This window comes from Paenibacillus aurantius (assembly GCF_032268605.1).
GTDB classification, from domain to species: domain Bacteria; phylum Bacillota; class Bacilli; order Paenibacillales; family NBRC-103111; genus Paenibacillus_AO; species Paenibacillus_AO aurantius.
In genome coordinates this window covers 1,139,642-1,163,462 of record NZ_CP130318.1, presented here as the reverse complement: position 1 = coordinate 1,163,462, position 23,821 = coordinate 1,139,642, and the positions used below count along the sequence as shown (strand labels likewise).

Annotated in this window: 27 protein-coding genes; 10 read left to right on the top strand and 17 right to left on the bottom strand. The window is 53.2% G+C overall.

Annotated elements, in window-relative coordinates; translation table 11 throughout:
• Nucleotides 1–53 precede the first annotated feature (53 nt).
• From MJA45_RS05720 to MJA45_RS05700, 5 genes are all read right to left on the bottom strand, one after another.
• A complete protein-coding gene (locus tag MJA45_RS05720; protein WP_315606307.1) occupies nt 54–1,859 on the bottom strand; it encodes a transglycosylase domain-containing protein in 1,806 nt (601 codons plus the stop codon).
• A 42-nt stretch (nt 1,860–1,901) separates the two neighbouring features.
• Nucleotides 1,902–2,180 carry a hypothetical protein gene (locus MJA45_RS05715; RefSeq protein WP_315606306.1) on the bottom strand — a complete coding sequence of 93 codons (279 nt, stop codon included), beginning with the start codon at nt 2,178–2,180 and terminating at the stop codon, nt 1,902–1,904.
• 341 nt (nt 2,181–2,521) lie between these two features.
• Entirely contained in the window at nt 2,522–3,904 is a 1,383-nt protein-coding gene (locus MJA45_RS05710; protein WP_315606305.1) for a DJ-1/PfpI family protein, read from the bottom strand.
• A gap of 185 nt (nt 3,905–4,089) precedes the next feature.
• Nucleotides 4,090–4,779: a response regulator transcription factor gene (locus tag MJA45_RS05705; protein ID WP_315606304.1), complete on the bottom strand. Its 690-nt coding sequence runs from the start codon at nt 4,777–4,779 to the stop codon at nt 4,090–4,092.
• Complete coding sequence (locus MJA45_RS05700) at nt 4,772–6,160, bottom strand: sensor histidine kinase (RefSeq protein ID WP_315606303.1); 1,389 nt, start codon at nt 6,158–6,160, stop codon at nt 4,772–4,774. The genes MJA45_RS05705 and MJA45_RS05700 overlap by 8 nt, the downstream gene beginning before the upstream one ends.
• Before the next feature lie 263 nt (nt 6,161–6,423).
• Between MJA45_RS05700 and MJA45_RS05695 the strand changes: the two genes are divergently transcribed.
• Nucleotides 6,424–6,552: an ATP-binding protein gene (locus MJA45_RS05695; protein ID WP_315606302.1), complete on the top strand. Its 129-nt coding sequence runs from the start codon at nt 6,424–6,426 to the stop codon at nt 6,550–6,552.
• Between the two features lie 362 nt (nt 6,553–6,914).
• Here MJA45_RS05695 and MJA45_RS05690 read toward each other — a convergent pair whose 3' ends face one another.
• Nucleotides 6,915–7,394, bottom strand: coding sequence for a DUF6530 family protein (locus MJA45_RS05690; protein WP_315606301.1), 480 nt, complete (start codon nt 7,392–7,394; stop codon nt 6,915–6,917).
• Nucleotides 7,395–7,513: 119 nt separating this feature from the next.
• Entirely contained in the window at nt 7,514–7,681 is a 168-nt protein-coding gene (locus MJA45_RS05685) for a LysR family transcriptional regulator (protein ID WP_315606300.1), read from the bottom strand.
• A 428-nt stretch (nt 7,682–8,109) separates the two neighbouring features.
• Here MJA45_RS05685 and MJA45_RS28625 point away from each other — a divergent pair, with 428 nt between their 5' ends.
• From MJA45_RS28625 to MJA45_RS05650, 7 genes are all read left to right on the top strand, one after another.
• A complete protein-coding gene (locus MJA45_RS28625; RefSeq protein WP_407083109.1) occupies nt 8,110–8,223 on the top strand; it encodes a DUF6530 family protein in 114 nt (37 codons plus the stop codon).
• Between the two features lies 1 nt (nt 8,224).
• Entirely contained in the window at nt 8,225–9,433 is a 1,209-nt protein-coding gene (locus MJA45_RS05675; RefSeq protein WP_315606299.1) for an MFS transporter, read from the top strand.
• A gap of 22 nt (nt 9,434–9,455) precedes the next feature.
• Entirely contained in the window at nt 9,456–10,574 is a 1,119-nt protein-coding gene (locus MJA45_RS05670) for an AAA family ATPase (protein ID WP_407083108.1), read from the top strand.
• A 50-nt stretch (nt 10,575–10,624) separates the two neighbouring features.
• A complete protein-coding gene (locus MJA45_RS05665) occupies nt 10,625–11,668 on the top strand; it encodes a vWA domain-containing protein (RefSeq protein WP_315606298.1) in 1,044 nt (347 codons plus the stop codon).
• Nucleotides 11,669–11,710: 42 nt separating this feature from the next.
• Entirely contained in the window at nt 11,711–12,070 is a 360-nt protein-coding gene (locus MJA45_RS05660; RefSeq protein ID WP_315606297.1) for a GIY-YIG nuclease family protein, read from the top strand.
• Nucleotides 12,071–12,178: 108 nt separating this feature from the next.
• Nucleotides 12,179–12,586: a hypothetical protein gene (locus MJA45_RS05655; RefSeq protein WP_315606296.1), complete on the top strand. Its 408-nt coding sequence runs from the start codon at nt 12,179–12,181 to the stop codon at nt 12,584–12,586.
• Between the two features lie 141 nt (nt 12,587–12,727).
• Nucleotides 12,728–13,675, top strand: coding sequence for an alpha/beta hydrolase (locus MJA45_RS05650; protein WP_315606295.1), 948 nt, complete (start codon nt 12,728–12,730; stop codon nt 13,673–13,675).
• A gap of 204 nt (nt 13,676–13,879) precedes the next feature.
• Here the strand turns inward: MJA45_RS05650 and MJA45_RS28620 are convergent, their stop codons facing one another.
• From MJA45_RS28620 to MJA45_RS05640, 3 genes are all read right to left on the bottom strand, one after another.
• Nucleotides 13,880–14,119 (bottom strand): GNAT family N-acetyltransferase, encoded by a 240-nt coding sequence (locus tag MJA45_RS28620; protein ID WP_407083144.1) that lies wholly within the window; start codon nt 14,117–14,119, stop codon nt 13,880–13,882.
• Nucleotides 14,120–14,560: 441 nt separating this feature from the next.
• Nucleotides 14,561–15,352 carry a TrmH family RNA methyltransferase gene (locus MJA45_RS05645; RefSeq protein WP_315606294.1) on the bottom strand — a complete coding sequence of 264 codons (792 nt, stop codon included), beginning with the start codon at nt 15,350–15,352 and terminating at the stop codon, nt 14,561–14,563.
• A gap of 6 nt (nt 15,353–15,358) precedes the next feature.
• The gene (locus MJA45_RS05640; RefSeq protein WP_315606293.1) at nt 15,359–16,018 is read right to left on the bottom strand and encodes a potassium channel family protein; all 660 of its coding nucleotides are present in this window, start codon (nt 16,016–16,018) and stop codon (nt 15,359–15,361) included.
• A gap of 140 nt (nt 16,019–16,158) precedes the next feature.
• On the opposite strand from MJA45_RS05640, the gene sspI reads away from it, so the two are divergent.
• Entirely contained in the window at nt 16,159–16,383 is a 225-nt protein-coding gene (gene sspI, locus MJA45_RS05635; RefSeq protein WP_315606292.1) for a small acid-soluble spore protein SspI, read from the top strand.
• A 119-nt stretch (nt 16,384–16,502) separates the two neighbouring features.
• Here sspI and MJA45_RS05630 read toward each other — a convergent pair whose 3' ends face one another.
• The 6 genes from MJA45_RS05630 to MJA45_RS05605 all read right to left on the bottom strand — a co-directional run bounded on the left by MJA45_RS05630 (nt 16,503) and on the right by MJA45_RS05605 (nt 22,625).
• Nucleotides 16,503–17,606 (bottom strand): Gfo/Idh/MocA family protein, encoded by a 1,104-nt coding sequence (locus MJA45_RS05630; RefSeq protein WP_315606291.1) that lies wholly within the window; start codon nt 17,604–17,606, stop codon nt 16,503–16,505.
• Nucleotides 17,607–17,632: 26 nt separating this feature from the next.
• On the bottom strand, nt 17,633–18,256 hold the full coding sequence (locus MJA45_RS05625; RefSeq protein ID WP_315606290.1) for a ThuA domain-containing protein: 624 nt from the start codon (nt 18,254–18,256) through the stop codon (nt 17,633–17,635).
• Nucleotides 18,257–18,277: 21 nt separating this feature from the next.
• Nucleotides 18,278–19,438, bottom strand: coding sequence for a Gfo/Idh/MocA family protein (locus MJA45_RS05620; RefSeq protein ID WP_315606289.1), 1,161 nt, complete (start codon nt 19,436–19,438; stop codon nt 18,278–18,280).
• Nucleotides 19,439–19,509: 71 nt separating this feature from the next.
• On the bottom strand, nt 19,510–20,541 hold the full coding sequence (locus MJA45_RS05615; RefSeq protein ID WP_315606288.1) for a LacI family DNA-binding transcriptional regulator: 1,032 nt from the start codon (nt 20,539–20,541) through the stop codon (nt 19,510–19,512).
• Between the two features lie 205 nt (nt 20,542–20,746).
• Nucleotides 20,747–21,499 carry a YheC/YheD family protein gene (locus tag MJA45_RS05610; protein ID WP_315606287.1) on the bottom strand — a complete coding sequence of 251 codons (753 nt, stop codon included), beginning with the start codon at nt 21,497–21,499 and terminating at the stop codon, nt 20,747–20,749.
• Nucleotides 21,500–21,530: 31 nt separating this feature from the next.
• Entirely contained in the window at nt 21,531–22,625 is a 1,095-nt protein-coding gene (locus MJA45_RS05605) for a glycosyltransferase family 4 protein (protein ID WP_315606286.1), read from the bottom strand.
• Nucleotides 22,626–22,725: 100 nt separating this feature from the next.
• Between MJA45_RS05605 and MJA45_RS05600 the strand changes: the two genes are divergently transcribed.
• Entirely contained in the window at nt 22,726–22,926 is a 201-nt protein-coding gene (locus tag MJA45_RS05600) for a hypothetical protein (RefSeq protein WP_315606285.1), read from the top strand.
• Here MJA45_RS05600 and MJA45_RS05595 read toward each other — a convergent pair.
• Nucleotides 22,923–23,711 carry a phytanoyl-CoA dioxygenase family protein gene (locus tag MJA45_RS05595; protein WP_315606284.1) on the bottom strand — a complete coding sequence of 263 codons (789 nt, stop codon included), beginning with the start codon at nt 23,709–23,711 and terminating at the stop codon, nt 22,923–22,925. The genes MJA45_RS05600 and MJA45_RS05595 overlap by 4 nt on opposite strands.
• Nucleotides 23,712–23,821: the final 110 nt, after the last annotated feature.

Genomic DNA, 23,821 nt, shown 5'->3' with positions numbered 1-23,821 from the left:
TCCCTTTCTACCATTTAAAAAAGACTGGAGCAGGTCCGGAGGAGGCTCCGGCCTTATCGGCCGTATACCTGTTTCATCACCGTACTGAACAATTGGGCAGGTTCTCTGCCGCCGCCATTCGATAAATAATGCTCGCGATCCGTGATATCAAAGCCTATGTGAATGGCCGTTGCCAGCTCGCTGGTGTACCCCACAAACCACGCATCTTTGTTTGCTTCGGGACCGAGGCCGGGCGCCTGCGTGGTTCCCGTTTTCCCGGCTGCAGGTTTGCCGAAATCCGCACTGCGGCCTGTCCCGAACGGCTCGGTTATCACCCCTTGCAGCATGGCGGACATGGTATCCGCTGTTTCTGGTTTCATTATGTTTTGACGCATTGGTTCTTGTTTTAGAATTGTTTGACCGTTCCGGTCTTTAATCTCGATAATGGCGTGAGCTCCCGTTACGGTCCCGTGATTGGCAAACGCAGGGTAAGCCTGGGCCAGCTGCACAGCGCTTACCCCTTTCGTCAGCCCTCCCAGCGCGATGGATAACCCTTTGTCTTTGGGATCCAGCTTTATTCCGGCGGCTTCCACGTAACGCGCCCCAGCCTGGATACCGGCATCATTAAGCAGATAGACCGCCGGAACATTTAAAGACCGCGCTAACGCCTCATACAACGTTACTTTACCATAATACTTATCGCCATAATTTTGGGGTGCATAGCCATGGACAAATGTCATCGGCTCATCGCTGATTAGATCGTTCGGCTTCCAACCTTTTGTTTCGATTGCTGGAACATATGCCGCTATAGGCTTCAGAGCGGATCCGGGCTGGAAGCTTGCCGTTGCATGATTTACCCCTTTCGGCTGATACTGCCTTCCCCCATACAATGCCGCGATGGCGCCGGTTTCCGGTTTCAGGGCTGCGATTCCAACGTCAACGCCCCGATCCTTCCTGTCATCCGGGAACGGGTGAGAGGCCACCGCCCGATCCATCGCCTTTTGCACCGCCGGGTCAAATCCTGTATAGATTCGGTAACCGCCGCTTAAGAGTTGCTTTTCCTCTATGTGCAGCAGGTCACCCGCTTCTTTCAAAACATAATCCACATAAGCCGGATATCGGTTCGAATCAGGCTGCTCTGAAACAAGCTTCACTTCAACATGCTGCGCATCCCATTCCTGCTGCTCGGTGATGACGCCATTCTCTCTCATCAGGCTTAAGACAGTATTGCGGCGCTGTAGGGCTTTATCTATATCATGCCGCGGCGAATAAGCGGAAGGAGCTTTCGGTAAACCCGCTAGCAAAGCGGCTTCCGAAATGGAGAGATGCTGCAGGTCTTTGCCGAAATAGGCTTTGGCAGCGGTTTTTACACCGTATGCCCCCTCACCAAAATAAATAAGGTTAACGTACATCTCCAGTATTTGCTCTTTACTATAATGCTTCTCCAATTCAATGGCGATAGCCATCTCGTTGAGCTTCCTTCCTACGGTTTTTTCCTGGGTGAGAAAGGCATTTTTAGCGACCTGCTGTGTGATGGTGCTGGCTCCTTCACGCAAGCTTTGTGAGGCCGCGTCCTTATAAATCGCCCGGAAAATCCCCTGAGGATCCACCCCCGCATGCTCATAAAACCGCTTATCTTCGGTAATCAGGAACCCTCTGATCAGATACTCCGGCATTTCGCTAAGCTTCGCGTACTCCCGATTCTCTTGGTTATACAGCTGGTCCACTTCATGGCCCTGCGCATCCACTATCACCGTGTTTACCGGGATGCTCACTTTCGTTACGTCCATGCTGTTTTCAAATGAGAGAGGGTTGGCGCATCCGGAAAGGAGAACCATGACGAGACTAAATAGAAATAAGGAATGAATTTGTTTTTTCATCGGGAATCCTTTCTCCGTTGCACCGAATTCTCCTTCAGTTTATCATTTTCCAGCATTTCGAGACAGTAAAGCAAGGCAGATTGCGGAGACGCGCAATCTGCCCTGCTCTGTTAGATTATATCGAAGCTCTTCTTTCAACATCCCGGTATTTCTTATGGCACATGGCTTGCAAACGATACCATGAGTGTCGTATTGTTGATGCCCGGCAAATAATGGCGCTGCATCGGGACGGCGGCAACCGCCCCCCCAAGCCAAGAGCAATACCACGACAATGGTCAGAATAGCCGCACGCTGCATCACAGCCTCCATCCATTTCTTCATCAAAAGCATCTCCTCTATTTCTCTTCATCCAAAAAGACTTTTACTGATAATGGAAACTTAGAATCATGTTTGCCTCTTTCTTTGTTGTGGGGTACGAATAAAAGACTGTGATTATTATCAAATTGTTCATACGAATTAAAAATTTGCATCAGTTTCGCCCTATTTTATATACATTGAAAAGCCTTATACCGGCGCTCGGTATAAGGCTTTTGCGTGCTTATTGGGTTAATCTCTTTGCCGATGAATGACTTCGTCCTCTCCGGCAATCTTGTTCCCCCCCTACTTTATGGTAACCAGTTCATCCCCGTGCACCTTGGATCTTACACGTGTGGCTACTCTACTTAATTAACCGTGTCTTGCATCCTTAGAGGTTTGTACTTGCCAGAGGGCCATCGCTTCCGATGGAATAGAGCCATCGCGAGAAGCATCGCCAGAATTCCGATCAGCACGGGTTTCAGGATGAGCATCGATGAGATCCATAACCCTTTTAACCGCAAGTTCTCGCCCCGGTACTCCAATCGTCTTGCCGCATACTTGGCTGTCATGACGTCTGTATGCTTGGCCAGATCCTTCAGGACGGGCTCGAAGACGAAGCTTTCGGGGGAGTCCGCGTTCAAGAACGAGATCTCCGAATCCGGCTTGCGCTCCTTCCAGGCGGCAAGGGCTTGCAACGACGTTTCCCTGGCATCCACTCCGGTCACGAGCATCCGTTTGAAGGCCGGCGCAGAGTGGAATTCGGCGCTTGGGGCCAAATAGAGGCCATGCTTGGTCGCGATGAGCTCCTTGGACTGTGCTGTCGGGACCAACCGCACCCTGCCGGTGGCGGCGTAGGTGTCGAACAGCGTGATCAAGGACAATTCGTCCATCCCATCGTAAAGCAGAACGCCGGCTTTTTCTTTTTTCCAGGCAAAGGCGTAATTCAAGAGAATGAGGGCATCACTCGGCTGCAGCCGATACTGCTCCGCTTCGGGGTGGTCGACGAAGGTGTAGGTCGGATAGCGCATGGCATCCGCCAGCCGCTTGGCCGTACCGCTTCCCGCGAATCTGGAGATGACATGGAGCGAAGCGTCGATCCCAGCGCTCAGTCCCGCCGAGTTGACGATGTTGCCATTCTCCACGTAACGCTGTCCCCGGATCCACTCGACTTGAGGATATTTCTCCTCGACTCTCCCGATATCCCCCCAGTGTGTAGTTGCGCTCTTGCCGTTCAGCAAGCCGGTGCTCGCAAGATTCTCAGCCCCGTTGCAGATGGACAAAAGGATAGTCTCCGGCCCGGAATGATTCCGAATGTAATCGTTGACTTCTTTCTGATCCGGCGCCGATCCTGGAGGGATGAACGGAATGACGACAACATCCGGCTTCTTGCCCAGTACATCATCCAACTCCTTGTAAGAATAGTGAGGCATGACGTTGAGGCCTCCCGTCAAAGTAGTGAGCTGCTTCTTTGGAGCGACAGCGTAGACGTTAAAAGCCTCGGAGGAGGCGAATAACTCGTAGGGAGCAACGAAGTCGATGGCTTCCGTTTGCTCGCCGCCCAACATCACGGCCACCGTCGGCTTAAGCGGATCGTAGACTTGCGGAATGGCATTTACGGCCATAGCCGCAGACGGCGAAGAGGAGGGACCGGCCGTTCTGGCTGGCAGATAAATGCCGGCAGCCCCGGCAAGCACGGGTGTCAGCACCAGAGTCAAGCCATAAGCGGTCAAGCGCAACCATTTTTTCATGAGTATTCTCCTTTTTTGCCCGGAGGCTTTCTTCCTATCTAGCATAACTGCCCCCTCTTAGCTGCCGATGAACACCAACGGAAAAAAATCTCAACAAATGTGAAAATAAAATAAACAGAGTAAACAAAAAAAGACCCCGATGCCGCTATCGGCGTCGAGGTAGTAAGAAGAAAATAAGCTTGAAATCAAGGCTTAAACCGGTACCCTGCTCCCCAGATCGTCTCAATGTACTGGGGATTGGCCCGGTCGGACTCGATCTTCTCACGCAGCTTGCGAATGTGCACGGTCACCGTGTTCAAATCTCCCAGGGCGTCCGCCCCCCAGATCCGCTCGAAAAGCTCTTCCTTGCTGTAGACGCGGTTCGGATTGGACACCAGGAATGAGAGTAAATCGAATTCCTTCGTGGTAAAGGGCACCTCCTCGTCCTGGACGTACACCCTCCTGGACAGCTTCTCGAGCCGGAGACCGCGGATGCATAATGCCTCGTCCTTGGGTTCCGCACTGTTCAACAGCCGCTCGTAACGGGAGATATGCGCCTTGACCCGGGCCACCATTTCGTTTGGGCTGAAGGGCTTGACCATGTAATCATCGGCGCCCAGTCCAAGGCCACGCACTTTGTCGATGTCCTCTTTGCGGGCTGTCACGAAGATGATCGGGGTGTTCTTCTCCCTCCGAATTTTGCGGCAGATCTCGAATCCGCCCATTTGGGGGAGCATCTCGTCGAGTAGGATCAAGTCATAGGAACGGGTTAGGGCACGGTTAAGACCCGTATCCCCCCTATGCTCGACGTCGACCTCATAACCATTCATCTCCAGGAAGTCCCGCTCCAGATCCGCGATGCTTGGTTCGTCTTCAATGATGAGTATCCTATGCATGACGCCCCGCCTTTCGGAATCGGATATGGATGCTCGTCCCGCTTCCCGGCTGGCTCGACGCCTGCAGGTGCGCGCCATGCTCCTCTAGGATTTCCCGGACGATGGCCAAGCCCAGTCCGCTGCCTCCCGTCTGGGAGTTCCTCGAGCGGTCGGTACGGTAAAAACTTTCAAAAATATGAGGCAGCTCTTCCGCCGCTATGCCCTGCCCGTTGTCTTCGATTTCAAGCAGGGCCCATTCGCCTTCTTCCTTCAGCCGTATGGCGATCCGCCCTTTTTCTTTATCCATATATTTGATGGCATTGTCCAGCAAATTGATCACAGCCCTCTTCAATTTTTCCCGATCTGCCGAGACCGTCACAGGCCCGGCGGGCGGAAGCTCCAGCTCCAGGGAGATGGCCCCCCCTCCGAGCATGAAGTCCATTTCCTCACCACAGTCGGTCAAGAAAGCCCTTAGGTCCACGTTCTCGAATTGAAAGGGTACTTTGCCCAAGTCCAGCTTGGAAAACAGGAATAATTCGTCGATCAGGGCGTCCATATCTTTGGCTTTAGTCTGAATGGTCTTCATGTATCGTTCTTGCTTGTCGGGCGAATCGGCAACTCCACTCGACATGCCTTCCACATAGCCTAGAATACTGGTGATGGGCGTCTTCAGGTCATGCGAGATGCTCGAAAGGAGCATCTTGCGGTTCTCCTCGTACTGCAGCTGCGTTTCCTTGGCTTTCTTCAGCTGTTCCCTCATCTCGTCGAACGTCCGGAACAATCCTCCGATCTCGTCGTGCCCTAAACGGACCGCGGAATCGAACTTGCCCTGCCCGATCCGGTTTGCCGCAGCCCGCAGCTTCTGCAGGGGCTTAACGATGATCCGGAAGACGGCGTAGGTCAGGATGCCGTTGCCGAGAAACAGGATGCCGAGCAAGGACGCCAGCAGGAGCACGGAATATTTACCGAGGAAGACGGACAAAGGCCCGATGTCGGTCAGGAAATAGACGGTCCCTCGGCTTGCATCTCCATAAGGAAAGTCGAAATCGTCGAAGAGGTAGAAAGCGCCGGCGAAACTGGCCGATGGCTGAAAGAAACGGAAAGCGTCATGGACACCGGCTTCCCCGAGCGCAGGCGAGACGTAGGCGATCTCTCCGTTTCTGAGCAGGACGAAGCCCATGTTGACGGCCTTCAGCCGGCTGTTCCAGGCTTCGGTCCGGGAAGGCTCCCCTAGAAACCCGTCGGGGTCCTTCAGCGCACTTGCTATCATCTCAGCGTGAACCGCTTCTTCCTGCTTCAAGATGGCCTTAAATGGATTGCGGCCATGACTGAAATCGAGGTGATAACGGGAGACGAGATCCCCCGCGAACGCTTGGACGAGCAGCAGAGCAGCAGCTCCCAAGAGAATTAGGGGTGTTATAGAAAGGAGAAGATAGGATATAATTAGGCGACCCCGTATGGACATTGGCTTCCCTCTATTTCTTATGGTGTGAACGAGCCCTGCCGTCGGGCCTGCTCTCGATTTCAGGGAAGCATTGTCCTCCCCATATCAGAATGGTCTGGTCTGGAAAAACGTAAAAATAAAAAGAATTCCTCGGCAGCTCGCGGTGTGGGTTTCTCGCACCCGATAGTGCACCCATTGTGGCATAAACAGACTGCGAACGATTGTTTGACCGTTACTACCGGGGAACGAATACGAACAGCGCAATGGAAGGCAGTGGACTCGGCATGGCGGCGTCATCGCGATGGGCGGTCGAATTGAAGTCGCATCCGAGCTTGTCTATGGCACCGTAATCAGCGTCATTTGGGATAAATGGGATTACTTTCCAATAGGTGCTGCGCGGGGAACCTTATCATAAGGTATAGCGCTGGAGCCACTGGATTTCCTACGTAGAGAACCCGGTCGCCACCGGGGAAGAGTATGTCATATTTGGGTTCTTTATGTTCTTTATTTCATTTCGCCTTCTTGTCAACTCTTCAAACGCATTCCCTTTGCTTTCCCCGAGATTTGACACACTAAAAGCGATGGATCGGTTCCAACGCTGTTCTCTCGTGCCCGTTAACGTAATGATCTGGTTCGGCTCTAATTCATGTTTTTCAACGTAAAAAGGTTCATCCAGCTGCTAAAGCTGTCGTATGAACCTGTTCTCGATATATTAATATCCCATTTCCTTTAATATTTTGGATAATGTGCGCAAACGCTCGCCGATCATTTCATCATCGTCGCTCAGCGCCTGGCTGAACAGCTTAATGTCTTCATTAATTCTTTCATTGTCTGTACAAATGGCTACGGTCATGGCATCCCCTTGCAAACCAACCCGGTCGATAACGGGTTTTTGCAGGTCATACAAATCTTCGTAACGATAGGCTTCGCGAAAATGTTCCAGAGACCGACAAATTAGAATGGACAAATCCAGAACACGATGGAGAGGCAATTCCTCCGATTGTCTAGACCATTTTTCCCCCGTGTATCTCCATACCTTCGCCGAAATATCGACCTTACCTCTATCGTTCCACTGGGCCAATCCCAGGGAAAGACCTTTCGCGTCCGTGTTCCCGGCCGTTCGTCCATCAATCTTTTCATAATTTTCCGAGACGACAACAGGTTTATGTTTTAATGTTGTAGGTATTTTCATCTTTATTCCCTCTTTCCTTTCACTCATTAACTAATTTACTAAACAATGGTTTCATCTTAGCTTGGATGTTTCCGCGAGTCAAATCCGTTTTGCTTTCGGCAAAAGTCATCTCGCCTATGTCAGTTAAAGGCTTGTTCCACATAACGAAATAACACCTCGCCTTCCGCCGTCAGCCTTACTCCTTTTAACGTTCTGAAGAAGAGCTGTCCTCCCAGCTTCCCCTCCAGCTGCTTGAGGATATGGCTTACGCTTACGGCTGTTGAGTGATATACAACCGTTGCGGTCAACGCTTGCTTATTGGTCGTGATATTCCTTTCCTCCTTCCTTGGCGCTACGTGTTCGCAAACTATGCGGGGAAACGGGGAGACCGTTGGGTATGAGAAATGGTACAAGAAAACCGTCAGGGAACGAGTTGCCCTGACGGTTTTTTCTGCTTTTTCGATTGTGCTAGCAATCCCATTCTCTGCGCGTTTGGGTATTGTGAAAGGCATTTCTTGATCAAAAAATGGATTAGTGAATAACAAAATTTTAAAACGACTTGACCGACGAGAAAATCCAAGATATGATCATTCAGTAATTTAGTAAATTACTTAGCTAGTAAAAAGAATAGAGGGGATGAAATGAAAATACCTGCAATGTTAAAACATAAGGCTATTGTTGTATCGGAGAACTATGGGAAGGTTGATGGCTGATTGGCCAGAAGCACGGACCCGAAATGCCTTTCCCTGGGAGTGGCCCGTTGTTCAGCCAGGCTTTGAGCGATGATGATGAAATGATTAGCGAACGCCTGCGAGCGTTATCCAAAATTTTAAACGATATGGGGTATTAAAATGTTTGCGAATCGATATGTTCGAACGATTATCCTCTCCCGGGTGCTGCTGCAGCTGGGAATATGGATTCGGAATTATGCCGTCCTTCTGTATGTTTCCGAATTGACGCATAATAATCCGGTTGATGTATCACTGATTTCGGTTGCGGAATTTGCACCGATCTTTTTATTAGGCCTGATTGGCGGGACCTTTGCCGACCGTTGGCGACCGAAGAGAACCATGGTATGGAGCGATTTATTGTCTGGCTTGTCCGTCGTAGCCGTGCTGCTGGCGGTTATGAATGGCGGCTGGGTTGCCCTTCTGATCGGATCCTTTGTCTCTGCCAGCTTGTCGCAATTTTCTCAGCCTTCGGCGATGAAACTGTATAAGCGGCATGTGCCCGCTGAACAATTGCAGGGTGTCATGGCGATGTCTCAAACGCTGGTCGCTATCTTTATGGTGCTGGGGCCGGTCATCGGTACCTTTATATTTATTAAATTTGGTATTCACGTATCTCTGTTTTTGACGGCAGTGATGTTCCTTGGTTCTTCCTTCATTTTATTGACCCTCCCTCAAGATGGGGAGGAACCGAAGCCGGGAAAAGCCGGCGGCTTCATCAAGGAGTTGACGGATGGTCTACGTTATATTGGCTCTAATAAGTCCTTAAGAACGCTGAGTATGACATTCTCGGCAATCGGATTGGCATCTGGCTTGACTCAACCGCTTCAAATTTTCCTTGTCATCGAGAATTTAGGACGGGATAAACAATTTTTGCAATGGCTCGTGATGGCCAATGGGGCAGCCATGCTGGTAGGCGGAGTCGCCATAATCGCTGTCGCCAAGAAGTTGAAGCCACAGTTATTGCTGTTGGTCGGTTTACTTGCCAATGCAATCTGTACGGTTGGTATGGGTGCGTCACATCAAATCTGGCTGACCATCGTTCTGCTCGTGATCAGCGGATTGTTCTACCCTTGTATTCAAGGCGGAATTCAGACGCTTCTTGTGCGAAATACCGAAGGGGCGTTTATTGGCCGGGTATCAGGAGCAATTATGCCTATTTTTATGGGGATGATGGTGGTCGGCATGTTCATCTCCGGCTATCTAAAAGATACGTTCTCCTTATCAGGGGTATTTACTGCGAGTGGTGTGTTTGTGGTTATCGGAGCGCTTTTGCTGCTGCCTATTGTGATTAATAAGAGTAGTAAAGCCGAGGCAGGTCCTGCAGCATGACGGGCAAGGAGGAGAAAAAATAATGCAAGAACAAAAATATTATTTGTCACCTGAGAGACAATTAACAGATATAGAAGAAAAGCTGGTCTGGAAAAAGCCGATATCTCATAAGACCAGTGAGGAAGAACGACGCATTAGTCAAGAAGTAAAGCGGAATTGGAACCGCGGGGAAATGAAAATTGCCAACATTCTGTTAGAAGGGAATGCCGGTTCCGGCAAAACCCAATTAGCGAAAGCATTATCAGCTAGTTTTGGTTTGCCCTATACGAAAGTGACCTGCTTTGCGGATATGGATAAATCGGATATTATTGGAGCTATTTTGCCGGTCATTTCTTCTGAACAATTAGAGAAACTGGACCCTGTACTGCAAAGCGTTCTCAAAGCTCTAGATGAAAACAATGGTTTTCAAAGCACGACAGGAATTTTAATGGAAGCATTGGGGCTTACGCAGGTGCAAGCAGCCTTAAAGATGAAGCAATTGTTGAAGCTTGCTGTGGAGCAGACTAACGGTGAAGCCGTGGAGTACCGCTTTTACCCATCGGAGATCGTCAGAGCCTATCAAAAAGGGTATCTTCTCGAAATTCAAGAACCTAACGTGATTCGGGATGCTGCGGTACTCATGGCATTAAACTCTGCGCTCGAACTGGATGGAAGCATAAATCTTCCTACTGAGATTATTCGCAGACATCCGGATTTCATCGCAGTCATAACAACCAATCGCAGTTATGTAGGGGCGAGGCCGCTCAATGAAGCGTTGCGGGACAGAGTCCAACACTCGGAGAAGATGGATTTGCCTACCAAAGAAGTCATGGTCGAACGGGTGAAAGTTAAAACCGGCTATCAGGATGAAAAGGTGCTGAGCGTGTTAGCAGATACGATTAAGATTTTGGATACAACAGCGCGGGCCAATGCGATCAAGGGTGTGGCGGGCATGCGTTCCTTTTTTTACTGGACAGATGCCATTGCAGGAGGAGCCTCCGCCAAAGAATCTCTGTATCATAAGGTCATTTATAAAATAACCACGGATTCAGAGGAAATCAGAATTTTGGAGGAAGCACTTGAAAAGCACGGTCTGATTACCAATTTAGAAGCCGTGACGAGTGAGGTAAAAAAAAACGAGAATCCCGCGATGATGCCATAGAAATCAAGTCATGGGGGGATATAGGCACCACTGCCGATGATAATGAGAACATGGAAGATGAAAAAGCGGCCGCCCTAAAAAAGTCTGCGGATAGTGAAGAAAGCTCTTCCCGTGTATCCGATGACTCAACTGACATGAGAATTACGGATACCGGAGAGGATGGCCCTCCTCGATATCATCAGGCCAACCCCGAATCCATGTCGGAAGAGGCAAAACAACAAGAGCGTGATTTTCGTAAAAAGCTTAACCACGCCGCAAGAGAGATAGTGTCCGATTCCATTCACGAAAGAGTAAAGCTCATCGTCCATCGTCCAGATTACGATCAGCAACTCCAAGCGGAATATATTCGTCTAAGCAAGGAGCTTATGCCGGTTGTCCAGGAAATTGCACGAAAGACCCATCCGCTTCTGGAACATGAGACGTCTTCCGAATTTGGGCGAAATCGTTATTATGGTAGTAAGTTTCAAGCGGACAGCGTGGCTTACAAGGATTATAGGTATTTTTTCAAAAAACGGCCTCCATCCGAATCTCCTTCCCTTGTGGTTGCCATAAGAGTTGATGAATCTGCATCGATGTCCGCTTTTGGGAGATTGGAAGCAGCCAAACGGGCAGTCATTGCGGTATATGAATTTTGTCAACTATGCGATATACCTGTATTAATCTATGGCGATACGGCAGATGTTTCTAAAATGGAACAAATGTCGATCTTTGCTTATGCTGACTTCGATAAACCGGATGCTAACGATCGATTCAGGCTAATGCGGATTAAGGCTCGGAGCAATAATCGAGATGGAATGGCCCTGAGAATTATGGGGGAACGGTTAGCTGTTTCACCAGAGCAGACCAAGTTGTTGATTAGCATCAGTGATGGACAGCCCAAAGCAATAGACAATTATACGGGAAGATATGCCGTCACAGATATGCAGCAGACAATCGAGGAATATGAACGGAAAGGCATTACCTTTCTCGCTGCTGCAATCGGCCAAGATAAGGATGTCATTAGTGAGATATATGGTCATGAAAGATTTTTGGACATTACGAATTTACGTGAGTTCCCTGCAAAGTTAGTTCGGATTATTGCTCGATATATGTAATTGTCATGAATGTTCATGAGCTAGAATGAGGAGGGAATTACAATGGATATGAATAAGCGGAGGATTCTGCTTGGGGAATTCAATCAGATCAAGACATATATGGGCGTCGCCCAAATTAAAAACGAAGTCAATGGGAAAATCTTTATCGACAGCTATCCCAATTTAAAAAACAAATGGTTCACTCTGCAGATGCAGCTGAATCAAGGAAGATTCGCAAATGCCCAGTTGCAAAAAGATTGGAAGGGATTCGGAGCGGATGCGTTCACTTATGAGGTGCTGCAACAGAAGGAAACCGATAAGATCACGGATATGCGCTGGGAGCAGAAACAAATCTTGAAGTTATGGCTTCAAAAGTTACAGCCCTACGGAGACAAGGGATATAATAAGCCTCCAAAGGATTGAATGAACTACAGATTAATTTATATTAAAGGCCCGTCAATGGATTCCTTGTCGGGTTTTGATTGACTAGGTGAAATTGCCGTCTCGAAAGATAAAAGGAGGCTATATAAAATGCTAATAGAAATATTTGTAGGTTTATTACTTGGAATTGTGCTGGTCTTATTAGTACGTAAGTATAAGCAAGAAGGTTGGCTTTATTCTGCCGTTTTGGTCTCACTCCCTCTTATTTATGTTACTTACGCTCTCGTCATTGGGGATTTTAGCACAGCAGTTAAGGAACTCCTGGTTGGAGGCCCTTTTCTCATCGGTGGATTCTGGTGCTTGATGTTCCGGGTTCCCATGTCAGCCAGAATTACCGGGATACTCTGGTTAATGCATGCGTTATTTGATGTCGCACACGGGCTCTTATTCGTCAATCATGGGGTTCCAGAATGGTATCCGTTGTTCTGTGGGGCAGTTGACACTGTGATAGGATCATATTTAGTCTTATCCAAAATCTTCGCCCGCCGATTGATTTAGCTTTCCCCGCCCGACCTAAGTCTAAGTCCAGCTATGGCCCTAGGTCTGTTTTTGCAAAGACAGGAATTCCATATAATTCTAATGTGTTACGAAATAGATATCAGACCTTCTTACTAAATCAGATGAGGATGTGTTAATGGTATGTGGAAGTGGATCCGAAAAGGAATGCTTGGTTTACTGGCATTCGTTATGATTGTGATGGCAGTCGGTTATGTATACCAAAGGGTAGGACTGCGGCAAGATAGGAAGGCTTATCAACCCGTAGGGAAGCTGTATGAGATATCGGGACATAAAATGCACCTGTATACCGCAGGCGAGGGCGATACGACGGTGGTGATGGCCTCCGGTTGGGGAACGAGCAGCCCCTATGCCAGCTTTTATCCTTTATATGCAGGGTTAGTCTCGCATACCAAGATTGCGGTCTACGATCGATTTGGCTATGGATTCAGCGATGTCTCCGGTATACCGCGTAATGTTAACACCATTACAGACGAAATGCATGAGCTGTTCCAAAAGTCGGAGCTGAAACCGCCTTACATATTGGTTGGCCACTCGCTCGGCTCACTTGAAGTAATCCGTTATGCGCAGCGATTTCCCGATGAGGTTAAAGCAATCCTGCTCGAAGAGGGGGGGAGTCCCGAATTTTACTCCACGAACCCAGAGATGATCTACGTCTCGACCATTGCCAATGTTCTTCGCCAAGTAGGCGTGGCGCGGCTTCTCACGCATACGTCAACCTTCCTGAAGGGGACTGCACCCGGTGTGCCGGAGACGATTAAGGAGATGGATCGTATGGCCGTCGCAGCCAAGCTCGGCAACCGCGATATGGCCGATGAGCGGCGACAAATGAATAAAAATGCGGCGATCGTGCTCGAGGCAAAAAAGACTCTCTCGATTCCCCTTATCGTTCTTACTGCGGATGGATTCGGAAAATTGAATATGGACAGCGCTTGGCGCGACTCCCAAGCTGTCCTGCCTGCCTGGTCTACGCTTGGTAAGCAGATCATTGTTAAGGATGCCGATCATTACATCCATAACTTCCAGCCGGACTTTATGGTGAGCGAAATACTGAAGTTGGTCGAACGTTAATTACGCCTGTTCTTCTTTAAACGAGGGATCCCTTCAAGGATCGCCTCGTTTTTCTATTACTTATTATAAGTTTTATGAGGCGGTCCTTTTTAATCCGCAACGCGATTAAACAGTTGTATGGGCCGCTCATACAGATTCGCGCTCCACCCTTGCCCGTCGAATCGGCCGTGAGATGTCAGCCCCTGTGTGCAAGGTAGTATCGGTTCAACGATGGATTATCGGCCATGCAGTCCAGCCTAGCCAGGACTTGCCCTTGTTCGCAATACGCGATTCCGCCCAATCGAGCAGTCGGGCCCCTATGCCCCTGCCCTTGTATTTTCTCGCCACAACAAGTCTAAGTATGTAAGCCGCATACGTATGGAACTGCTCCCCCCAAATCATTTCAAATTCCCATTGAATCGAGAAGCATCCCGCCGGCTCATGGTCCAAAAAGGCGAGGTACACTTCCTGGAAACAGTTGCTTAAAAAATGGTTATGCACTCTTTAAGCTTACTCTCTGGAGTGTAAACGATTCCCTGTGGAAGTTGGGCAATCAAAGTGAAACTTTCTTCCTAGTTCGTTCAAGGTATCGGCCGACGGCTTAGTTTTGCCTTGTTCCATTTCAATCAATCTGCCTGAGAGATCCCAACAGCATCTGCAAAGGAAATTAGATTGAGCTTACGTTGTTGTACGGAAATTTTTTACCTTCTGCCCAATCGAGTCCATCTAGGTCCACAGCAACAAGAATGTATATTCTGATATTTGTTTTCGAATGGTGTTCTAAAACCACACCACTACTAGGTAAACCCCTTGATTCTCTAAGGAATAACAAGACTTACCTTGTGACAAAAAACGTTCCAACTAGTGATAAGGTGAATTACAACTCACATACTCCTGCGTTTCAGGTCACTTATAATGCCGCTGCCGCATGGCCTCGTACAGCACGATACCGGCGGCCATGGCCGCGTTCAGCGATTCGGCCCGTCCCCGCATCGGAATCGAGATCCGGCGGCTTACATGGGCTTCCGCCTCGGAGGAAACCCCGCTGCCCTCGTTGCCGATCACGAACCAGGTCGCCTGGGTAAGATCGGCCGTGTAGCACGTATCCTCCGCCTGCATGCCGGTGCTCAGCACCTGGACGCCGGCCTTGCCCGCCTCGGCGAGCAGCTCCGGCAGATCGGCCTCCACGACCGGCAGGTGAAACAACGAGCCCATGGTCGACCGGATGGTCTTCGGGTTGTATACATCGACCGTGCCGCGGCCGAGAATCACGGCGGTGGCCCCGGCCGCGTCGGCGGTCCGGATGATCGTGCCGAGATTGCCCGGGTCCTGGATGCCGTCGACGGCCACCACCAGAGCGTCCCTCCCGGTCAGGGAGTCGGTCCGCGGGGCGTCCGGCTTCGCGGCTATGCCCAGCACCCCCTGGGGAGTCTGGGTGTCGGAGCACTTGGCAAGTACGGCCTGGCTCACGCCGATCACTTCCTCAGCCGAGGTGAGGCGGCTCTCCACCTCTTTCGGCAGCCCTTTGTCGAGCGAATAAAGAATCGTCTCCACGGCGATGCCGGACCGGAGGGCTTCCTCGACCAGATGGACCCCTTCCAAAAGAAACTTCCCCTGGCGGTCGCGCCCGCGCTTGACCAGCAGCTCGGTCCACTGCTTGACCCGGGGGTTCTGAACCGATGTTATGTCTTGTGCCATTTTGGTTTACTCCGAATATGTTTTTTCGAATTTGATCAAATCTTCATTGCGGCCCACCACGACGAGAATATCCGTCGGCTTGATCAGCGCGTTGGCATCCGGCGTAATGTCCATGTCGTGCCCGTTTTTGATCGCCATGACGTTGCACTGGTGACGGGCCCGGATTTCGAGCTCCTTCAAGCTCTTGCCGACCAGCCGGCCGGTGGCCCGGATTTCTACGATGCTGTAGTTGTCCGAAAGCTCGATGTAATCGAGAATGTTCGGCGAAATGAGGCTGTGGGCCACCCGCTGCCCCATATCCCGCTCGGGATAGATGACCTTGTCCGCCCCCGTCTTGGTCAGCACCTTTCCGTGCAGCTCGTTCTTGGCCTTGACGATTAGGGTCGGCACCCCGATGTCCTTCAGAATCAAGGTCGTCAGAATGCTGGCCTGGACGTTCTCCCCGATCGCCACTACGACAACGTCGAAATTGCGGATGCCGATGGCCTTAAGGGCATCCTCGTCGGTGGAGTCGGCCTGCACGCAGTGGGTGACGATGGCGCTCATTTCCTGAACCCGCACCGCGTCGGAATCGACGGCCAGCACTTCATAGCCTACCTTGGTGAGCTCCTTCGCCACACTGGAGCCGAACCGGCCGAGCCCGATTACGGCGAATGTTTTCTTCATAGACCCGCCCTCCCGCCATACGGTTTCTTTCCATTTTGTCCATTATAGCACAGCCCATCCCCTTTAGCCCAAAGGGTGCATATAAGACGGCGGAGCAGAGCATAGTAAAGCAAGGAACCAAGAAACGGAGGATGAACCGCATGATGTTGAGCTTGCGTCAAGCGATCGTGAAACGGGTGGAAGGGAAGAATGCCGAGGAGCTGCGGGAAGTGATCGAGGACTCGATCCGCGGGGACGAGAAGGCCCTTCCGGGACTCGGCGTGCTTTTCGAATTTATTTGGGAGAACACCTCCCCTGAAACACGGGATGAGCTGGTCCAGAACTTGATGAAGGGGCTGCCCGAGGCTCCCGCTGCCACTTCCTAGTGCCTTAGCCGGTCACTTGGCCGGAACAAGGGAGCCCTCGCCGCATAAAAAAAGACCTTCCGGTTCCCCGGAATCGACAAAAATATCCCCTTTCGCATCGGCGAAAGGGGATATTCCTTTTAGTCCACCAGATGGCGGGGCAGGCCCATGGGCAGAAGCTCAGGAGCCTCGCAGGTGCTCTGCATGATATAGTGCCGGCCCTCGCTTGAGGCATCATGGAAGCCGTGCATGGCTTCCAGCACATGATAGGCGAGCTCGCCGTTTGCCCGGTGCGGCCGGCCGGCCTTAATGGCATGAGCCATGTCAGCCACGCCGACTCCGCGGGCATTCTCCGCGAACCCGTGCGACAGCGGCATCTCGCTCCACTCCTGCGAGCCCTTGCGCTTCAGCCGGACCGGCCCGCCGAAAGTATTCGGATCGGGGACCAGCAGCGTCCCCTCGCTCCCGTAGACCTCGATGCGGGGGAGCGTGTGTCCCCCGGGGACGTCGAAGCTTGTGAGGATCGTGCCCACCGTCCCGCTGTGGAAGTCCATAATGCCGGCCACGTGGGTCGGAACCTCCACCTCGATCTTCTCCCCGAATTTCGGCTTGCTCGTGATCGTCCGCTCCGGGAAGGAAATGCGGGCCGAGCCGGTAATGCGCTGAATCGGGCCGAGCATGGCCACAAGCGCCGTCAAGTAATAGGGACCCATATCAAACATCGGGCCGCCGCCCTGCTTGTAATAGAAGTCCGGAGCCGGATGCCACGACTCGTGACCACCCCCGGCCATGAAGGCTGTGGCTCCGACCGGCGTGCCGATCCAGCCGTCCCGGATGAGCTTGATGCTCGTCTGGATTCCGCCGCCCAGGAACGTATCGGGCGCGGATCCGACCCGCAGCCCCTTCTCGGCGGCCAGCTTCAGAATACGCTGCCCTTCTTCGCGGGTAACCGCAAGCGGCTTCTCCACGTATACATGCTTGCCCGCCTCCAGCGCCTGGAGGCACACCTCGGCGTGCGCCTGGGGGATCGTCAGGTTGATGACGATCTCGATCTCGGGATCAGCGAGAAGCTCCGCCACCGAACAGCCTTTGGCAATGCCATGCTCCTCTGCCTTGGCCTTCGCCCGCTCCACATCGAGGTCGGCGCAGGCGACCAGCTCCAGAATGTCAAAGGTGGCGGCGTTCTTGAAATAAATGCCGCTTATGTTTCCGCAGCCGATAATGCCCAGTTTGACTTTGTCCATGAGTCCTTCGTTCCTCCTATTGGGTACTATTTCGCGGCCCAGACCATCCCGCGGCGCATCATTTCCAGCGTTTCAGGCATCGCGACGATGTCCGCCTGGTGACCAAGCGAATTGTAGTAAACCTTGCCTTGTCCATAGGTTTTCGTCCAGGCCACCGGCATCTCGGTATCTCCGAAATCCGTTACCGCCAGCACCCGGATGCCCGGGTCCACATGCATGTAATACTGCTCGGAAACGACCTCGAAGTCCTTCATTCCCTGAACGAGCGGATCGTTCGGCTCCTTGATGCGCACGGTGTAGCGGATCCCGTCACCGCCCGGATGGGCTACCCACTGGCCGCCGACCATGAACTGGTATTCGGTTTCGTTGCGGAACGAATCGCCCATGCCCCCGTGGCAGCCGGCGATCCCGGTACCGTTGCGCACGGCTTCAAGCAGAGGGGTCAGCTGCTCCTTGGTGATCTGGCCCATGGTCCAGACCGGTACGATCAGATCGGTTCTAAGCAGCTTCTCCGCATCGAGAAAAGCATCCAGCGTATCGGATACTTCGACCTCGAACTGTTCCTCCCGGAGAACGCCGGCGAGAAGCTCCGCCACTTCCTTCGGCTGATGGCCGGACCATCCGCCCTGTACGATTAATGCGCTTTTCATATTGGTTTACCCCTTTCGGCTTTACATTTCGGTTAGCTTCACCCAGCGGCGTTCGTCGATGGAGCGTTCCACCGCCGCGAGCACGGCCTGGCACTGAACGCCGTCCCGGAAATTCGGAACGGGCTGGCGGTCTTCACCCAGAGCCCGCATGAATTCGAGCAGCTCGTGGGTAAACGTTTGGCCGTAGCCGATCGTATGGCCGGGCGGCCACCAGGCCTCGCTGTAAGCATGAGCGGGATCGGTCGCCAGAACGCGGCGGAAGCCCTGAACGTCCTCGGCATCGTCCGTGAAGTAAACTTCCAGCTCGTTCATGCGTTCAAAATCGAATTTCACACTGCCCTTGCTGCCGTTGATCTCGAAAGCGTTCGTGCAGCGGTGTCCGGGGGCAAAGCGGGTCGCCTCGAAGCTGCCGAGAGCCCCGTCCGCGAACCGGGCCAGGAACAGCGTGGCGTCGTCCACCGTCACGGGAGCCTTCGGGGCGTCCTTGCTCCCCTTGGCGCTCAGCCCTGTCATCGAATCGGCCGTGGGCCGCTCCTTGACGAACGTTTCGCTCATGCCGATCACCTCCTCCATCTCCCCGACCAGGAAGTGAGCCAGATCGATCAGATGGGCGCCCAGGTCGCCATGCGAGCCGGAGCCGGCAATCTCCTTCTGCAGCCTCCAGACAAGCGGGAAGTCCGGATCGACGATCCAATCCTGGAGGAACCAGGCGCGGAAGTGATGAATCCGGCCGAGTCTCCCTTCGGAGACAAGCTTCTTCGCCAGCTGGACGGCCGGAGCGAACCGGTAGTTGAAGCCGACCATATGCTTGACGCCGGCTTCTTCCACCGCCTTCAGCATCTCCCGCGAATCCTCAAGCGTAAGAGCAAGCGGCTTCTCGCAGAAGATATGCTTGCCGGCCTTCGCGGCTGCGAGCGCAATCTCCTTGTGCGCGTTGCTCGGGGCGTTGATATCGACGAGCTCGATCTCCGGGTCCGCGAGCAGCTCGCGCCAGTCGGTCACATGCGCCTCCCAGCCGAACTGATCCGCTGCCTGGCTGACGCCGTCGCGGTCACGGCCGCAAATCGTTTTCATGACGGGCTTGACCGCATCCGGAAAAAACATCGGGATGTCGCGGTAAGCCTGGCTGTGGGCCTTGCCCATGAACTTGTAGCCGACCATTCCCACCTTAACCTTCTTCACTCGATACACAACCTTTCTACGGTTCAGAGTGTAATGCATGCAGTGCCTTTTCGGGTAATGCGGATAAGGCACTATTCCCGGCTGCGGAGAATGCTGGATTCCCGAATCACGAGCCGGGTCGCCAGCTGCTCCCGAAAAACGGCTCCCGGCTCGCCCTGGTCGAGCACCTGGAGAAGCCGGTCCGCAGCAAGCCGCCCCATCTCATAGAACGGGACGTGCACGGAGGTGAGGGGCGGCTCGGTCATCCGGGCGGCGTCGGAATCGTCGCACCCGGCAATCGCCACATCGGTGCCGGTTTCGAGGCCGAGTGCCCGCAGTCCCTGCATGAGGCCCACCGCCATACGGTCGTTGGCGGCAAAGACCCCATCGACTCGCTCCCGTTCGCGGTAAACCGCCTGGGCCGCCTGTTCCCCGCTCCGGCGGCTGTAATTGCCGCCGAGCTGAAGCAGGGCGTCCGGGTCGAGTCCCGCTTCCGTCACCGCTTGGCGGTAGCCTGTCAGCCGGTCCCGGCTGTTGGAGTATTCCGGCGAGCCGTTCAAGAAAGCCACCCTCCGGCAGCCGCCTGCGATCAGGTGCTTCACGGCTTCGTAGCTGCCGCTCGCGTGATCGGCATCGACCTCGTTAAACTCCTCGTCCGGGAACCGCTGGTTGACGAGGCAGAAGGGCAGCCTGTGAGCGGCAAGGCGCTGAAGGGCTTTCCTTTCCTCCGGAAGATCGGACGCCCCGAGAATGACGCAGGCGTCCACCTTCTGGGATTGATACCACGTCGTATAATCAGCCGGTGCGCCGGGCGTTCGGAACAGAAGAAGAAGATCATACCCGTGCTCCCGGACCGCTTCCCCGATTCCGCTTAGAATTTCCGAGAAATAATAGGTGGAGAACAGGTGTACCTTGGGAACATAGGGCAGAACGACTCCCAGGTTTCCGCTCCGGCGGCGCGCAAAGCTCCGGGCTATGGCGTTCGGGATATAATTCAGTTCTTTGGCCGCGGAAAGCACCCTTTCCTTCGTCTCTTCCCGAATCGGACCCACCCTGTTAAGAACCCGGGAGACGGTCGCTTCGGAAACGCCGGCTAGATCGGCCACTTCCTTGCGGGTAACCATGCTGCTTCCCTACTTTACCATCGATTATGTACGCGCGTTCATTTTACATTCTGATGTACACGCGTTCATTTTCTCAGAGCCCTCTTTTTTTGTCAATCCTTTTGTTGGGAGCGCTGTCCTATAGGCCAAAGCAAAAAGACCGGCCCTGTTTAGGCCGGCCGTCGTCTTGTCCTCCGTCCGAACGTCAGTCCTTTCGGAGGCAGGGTTACAACCGCTTATAAGCTTTGGCGTACCGGTAAATCCGCCGGAAGATTTCCTTGTCTTTTAATGTGCGGAAAATGTATGGATCCGGCCGCGTGTTGACTTCAAGAATCCAGGGACGCACCTTTCCGTCCAGCGCCACGTCGAGTCCGACTTCCTTCACCCCGGGAAACCGGCTCCCCATCCGTCTGCCCACCCGGACCCCCAGCTCCTCAAGCTCGCGGATCTGCTCTTTCTTGCGGCTTGGCGACAGATAGGGGGTCAGCAGCTTCTCCACGGGCTTCAGCTGCCCTCCGCTGTGATAATTCGTGACGATCCTCTTCGGATGCGCTACCCGTCCGATGATGCCGGTCGTTTCCCACTTTTGATCCAGGTTGGTCTGGACCATGACCCGGAGGTCGAACGGACGCTTATTGTAAGTAAGCATCGGAATCCCTTTTTGGGCGAGATACTTCCTGCCCTTGATCACCTTGCGGAGGGCGTCGTACAGTTCGCCGTATACGCGGAAATGGTAGATCTTTTCCCCCGCCTGGTACTTGTACTTATGCCGGCGGCCTTCCCTTCTCTCCACCCTCATGACTCCCTTGCCTTGCAGACCCGAATCGGGCTTGACATAGACGGTACCGTAACGCACCAGCATATCATGCAGCGAAGATCTGGTCATCTTGACGGTCGCCGGAATGTAATCCCTTATCGCCGGATCCGGCAGAAGGGCTTCCGTCTTCCTCCACTTACTGGCTACATACCTGCTCAACACAATCTTCCCCCTTGTTCCTTGGCTTGATGAGTTAAGAATGGCTGCGGTACAGCTCGGCCAACCGTTCCGCCGTCCGCTTCCAAGGAAAACGGAGGAGGATATCTTCCCTTGCCTTCTGCCCAAGCTGCTTGGCGAAGACGGGATCCTTGAAGAGCTTCTTCAGCTGCCGGCTGAAGCCCTTGGGGCTCCGGTAATCGCGGACCAGCAGTCCGTTCTTCTTGTGGCGGACGATTTCCTTGATTCCGCCCATGCCGGAGGCGACGATCGGCAGTCCCGTGGCCATCGCCTCCACGTTGACGAGCCCGAAGGCCTCATGCTTCTGGGAGGGACAGACGAAGCAGTCCGCCCCCCAGTAAAGCTCATGCATGTCGGGATGCGGGACCTGACCGGCGAAACGGGCGGAGACCCCGAGCTTATGGCTCAGCCGCCGCATGGAGCGGGCGTAAGCGGAATCGGCCGTGCCCGCCACGAGAAGCCCGACCTTCCGGCGGGAGCCCATCCGGCGGACGGCGCGGATGAGCACATCGACTCCTTTGCGAGGGATGATCCGGCCGGCATAGGCCACGACAAACTTGCGGCCGAGCCGGTACCGCTTGCGCACCCTGCTCCGTTCCCTGTCCGTGGGCGGCCGGAACCGGTCGCTGTCCACCCCCAAGTGGACATAGCGGATGGAAGGCCGCAGACCGGGAAATCTGCGGGTGAGCTTTTTCTTGAGGGAGGCGCTGTTGCCTACAATCAGATCGGCCTTCTCCAAATCCTTCTGCACGCGTTTCTTGCTCACATACGTCAGGGAATGGAGGAACACGGATACGGGCGTTTGGGGGAAGCTCCTCTTCACCATAGGCAGAAAACGGGGGCGGTTGTCCACCTGAATCCAGTCGAATTCCTTGCCTTCCATATACGCGATGACATTCGACAGGTACGCCATCGGGTCTCCGGAGGGAACGCGGATGATGGTTAATTCCCCTTCCGTTGTGGTGCCGTTCAGTCTGGAGGACGTACGGCTGATCAAGGTGACTTTATGCTCCTTGGCGAGCTCCTTAGCGACAGCCAGCATGCAAATCTCCACCGAGCCTCCCCGGGAAGGAACCGGTAAGGTTTCCGGCGCAATCATGCAAATATGCATTTAGACACACCCTTAGCTCTTTGTACGGACGCCTCAATACCAACAGTTTATGACCCGGCTTGTATTTGGGAAGGGCCAATGGACAGGGGGATTCGCCGGATTGCAGGTGTTCGAAACTTCCCTCACGCCAAAAAGCCGTCCGGAAGCCCGGTTTCGGGCTTGGGACGGCTTTCTTACGGTATGGGGGCGGGTTCGCCTTTCTCAAGCGGATCCCTTCCCGGATGGCAGGCGAAGCTGCAGGCGGCCTCCGCTAAACGGGGTCCGAATCGAGCTTGCCATGCGCCCTGCGCTGGGCGGCTAAGCCTTGGCCGGTTCCAAACGGGCCATATCCGGCCTGTATTCCACATACGTCGGGTTATGGCCGCAAATCATCAGTCCTTGTCCCCAGTTGACATGGACGTTCTTCTCCGGAAGATCCATCGGATCCCGGAACTGATACAGCACGTTGCGCCTCGTCCGGGAGCTCCGGTTGACGTTCGAGCCGTGAACGGTCAAATAGTTAAAGAAGAGCACGTCTCCCGCCTCCGCCGGACAAGGGGTTCCCATCGAGATGGGGTATTCCTTGTGGCTTAAGAAATGCGAGCCTACATGAGGCATCGGGCCGTTCTTGTGAGAGCCCGGAATGACGTGGAGGCAGCCGTTCTCCTCGTCCGCGTCGTCGAGATGAAGGCTTCCGGCCATCATCGTATGGCTGACGTGAGGAAAATAAGGCTGATCCTGGTGCATGGGGAAGGCGGCGCCGTTCTCCGGCGGCTTCACCAGCATCTTGCTATGGTGAAGCTGAACGTTCGGCCCGATCAGCTTCGACAGGACCGCGCGCATGTTCGGATGAACGGCGGCACGGGTGAAGGCCGCATCCTGGTAATGAACGTCGTGGAAACCCTTCAGCACCAGCTTCTTCATCTCCTCGGGAGAGAGAAAGTCGTTGTTCCAGGCGCTGTTGCGGTCATACTTCGATTCGGCCGCGCGTTGAAGGATGCCGTCAAGAGCGGTTCTCATCTCGGCCACTTCCTCCGCGTTAAAGACCTTTTTGACGAGAAGGTACCCATTTTCTTTGTAAAATTCCACATCTTTCTCACTTATCAAGTTATTCGCCTCCCTGGTCAATCTCTGAATTTGTCTATATTATAGAGGGATAAAGCGTTTGCGGTCTTTGCATACGGAAGACACTTTTTTGCACAAATCAGCCATAAAGG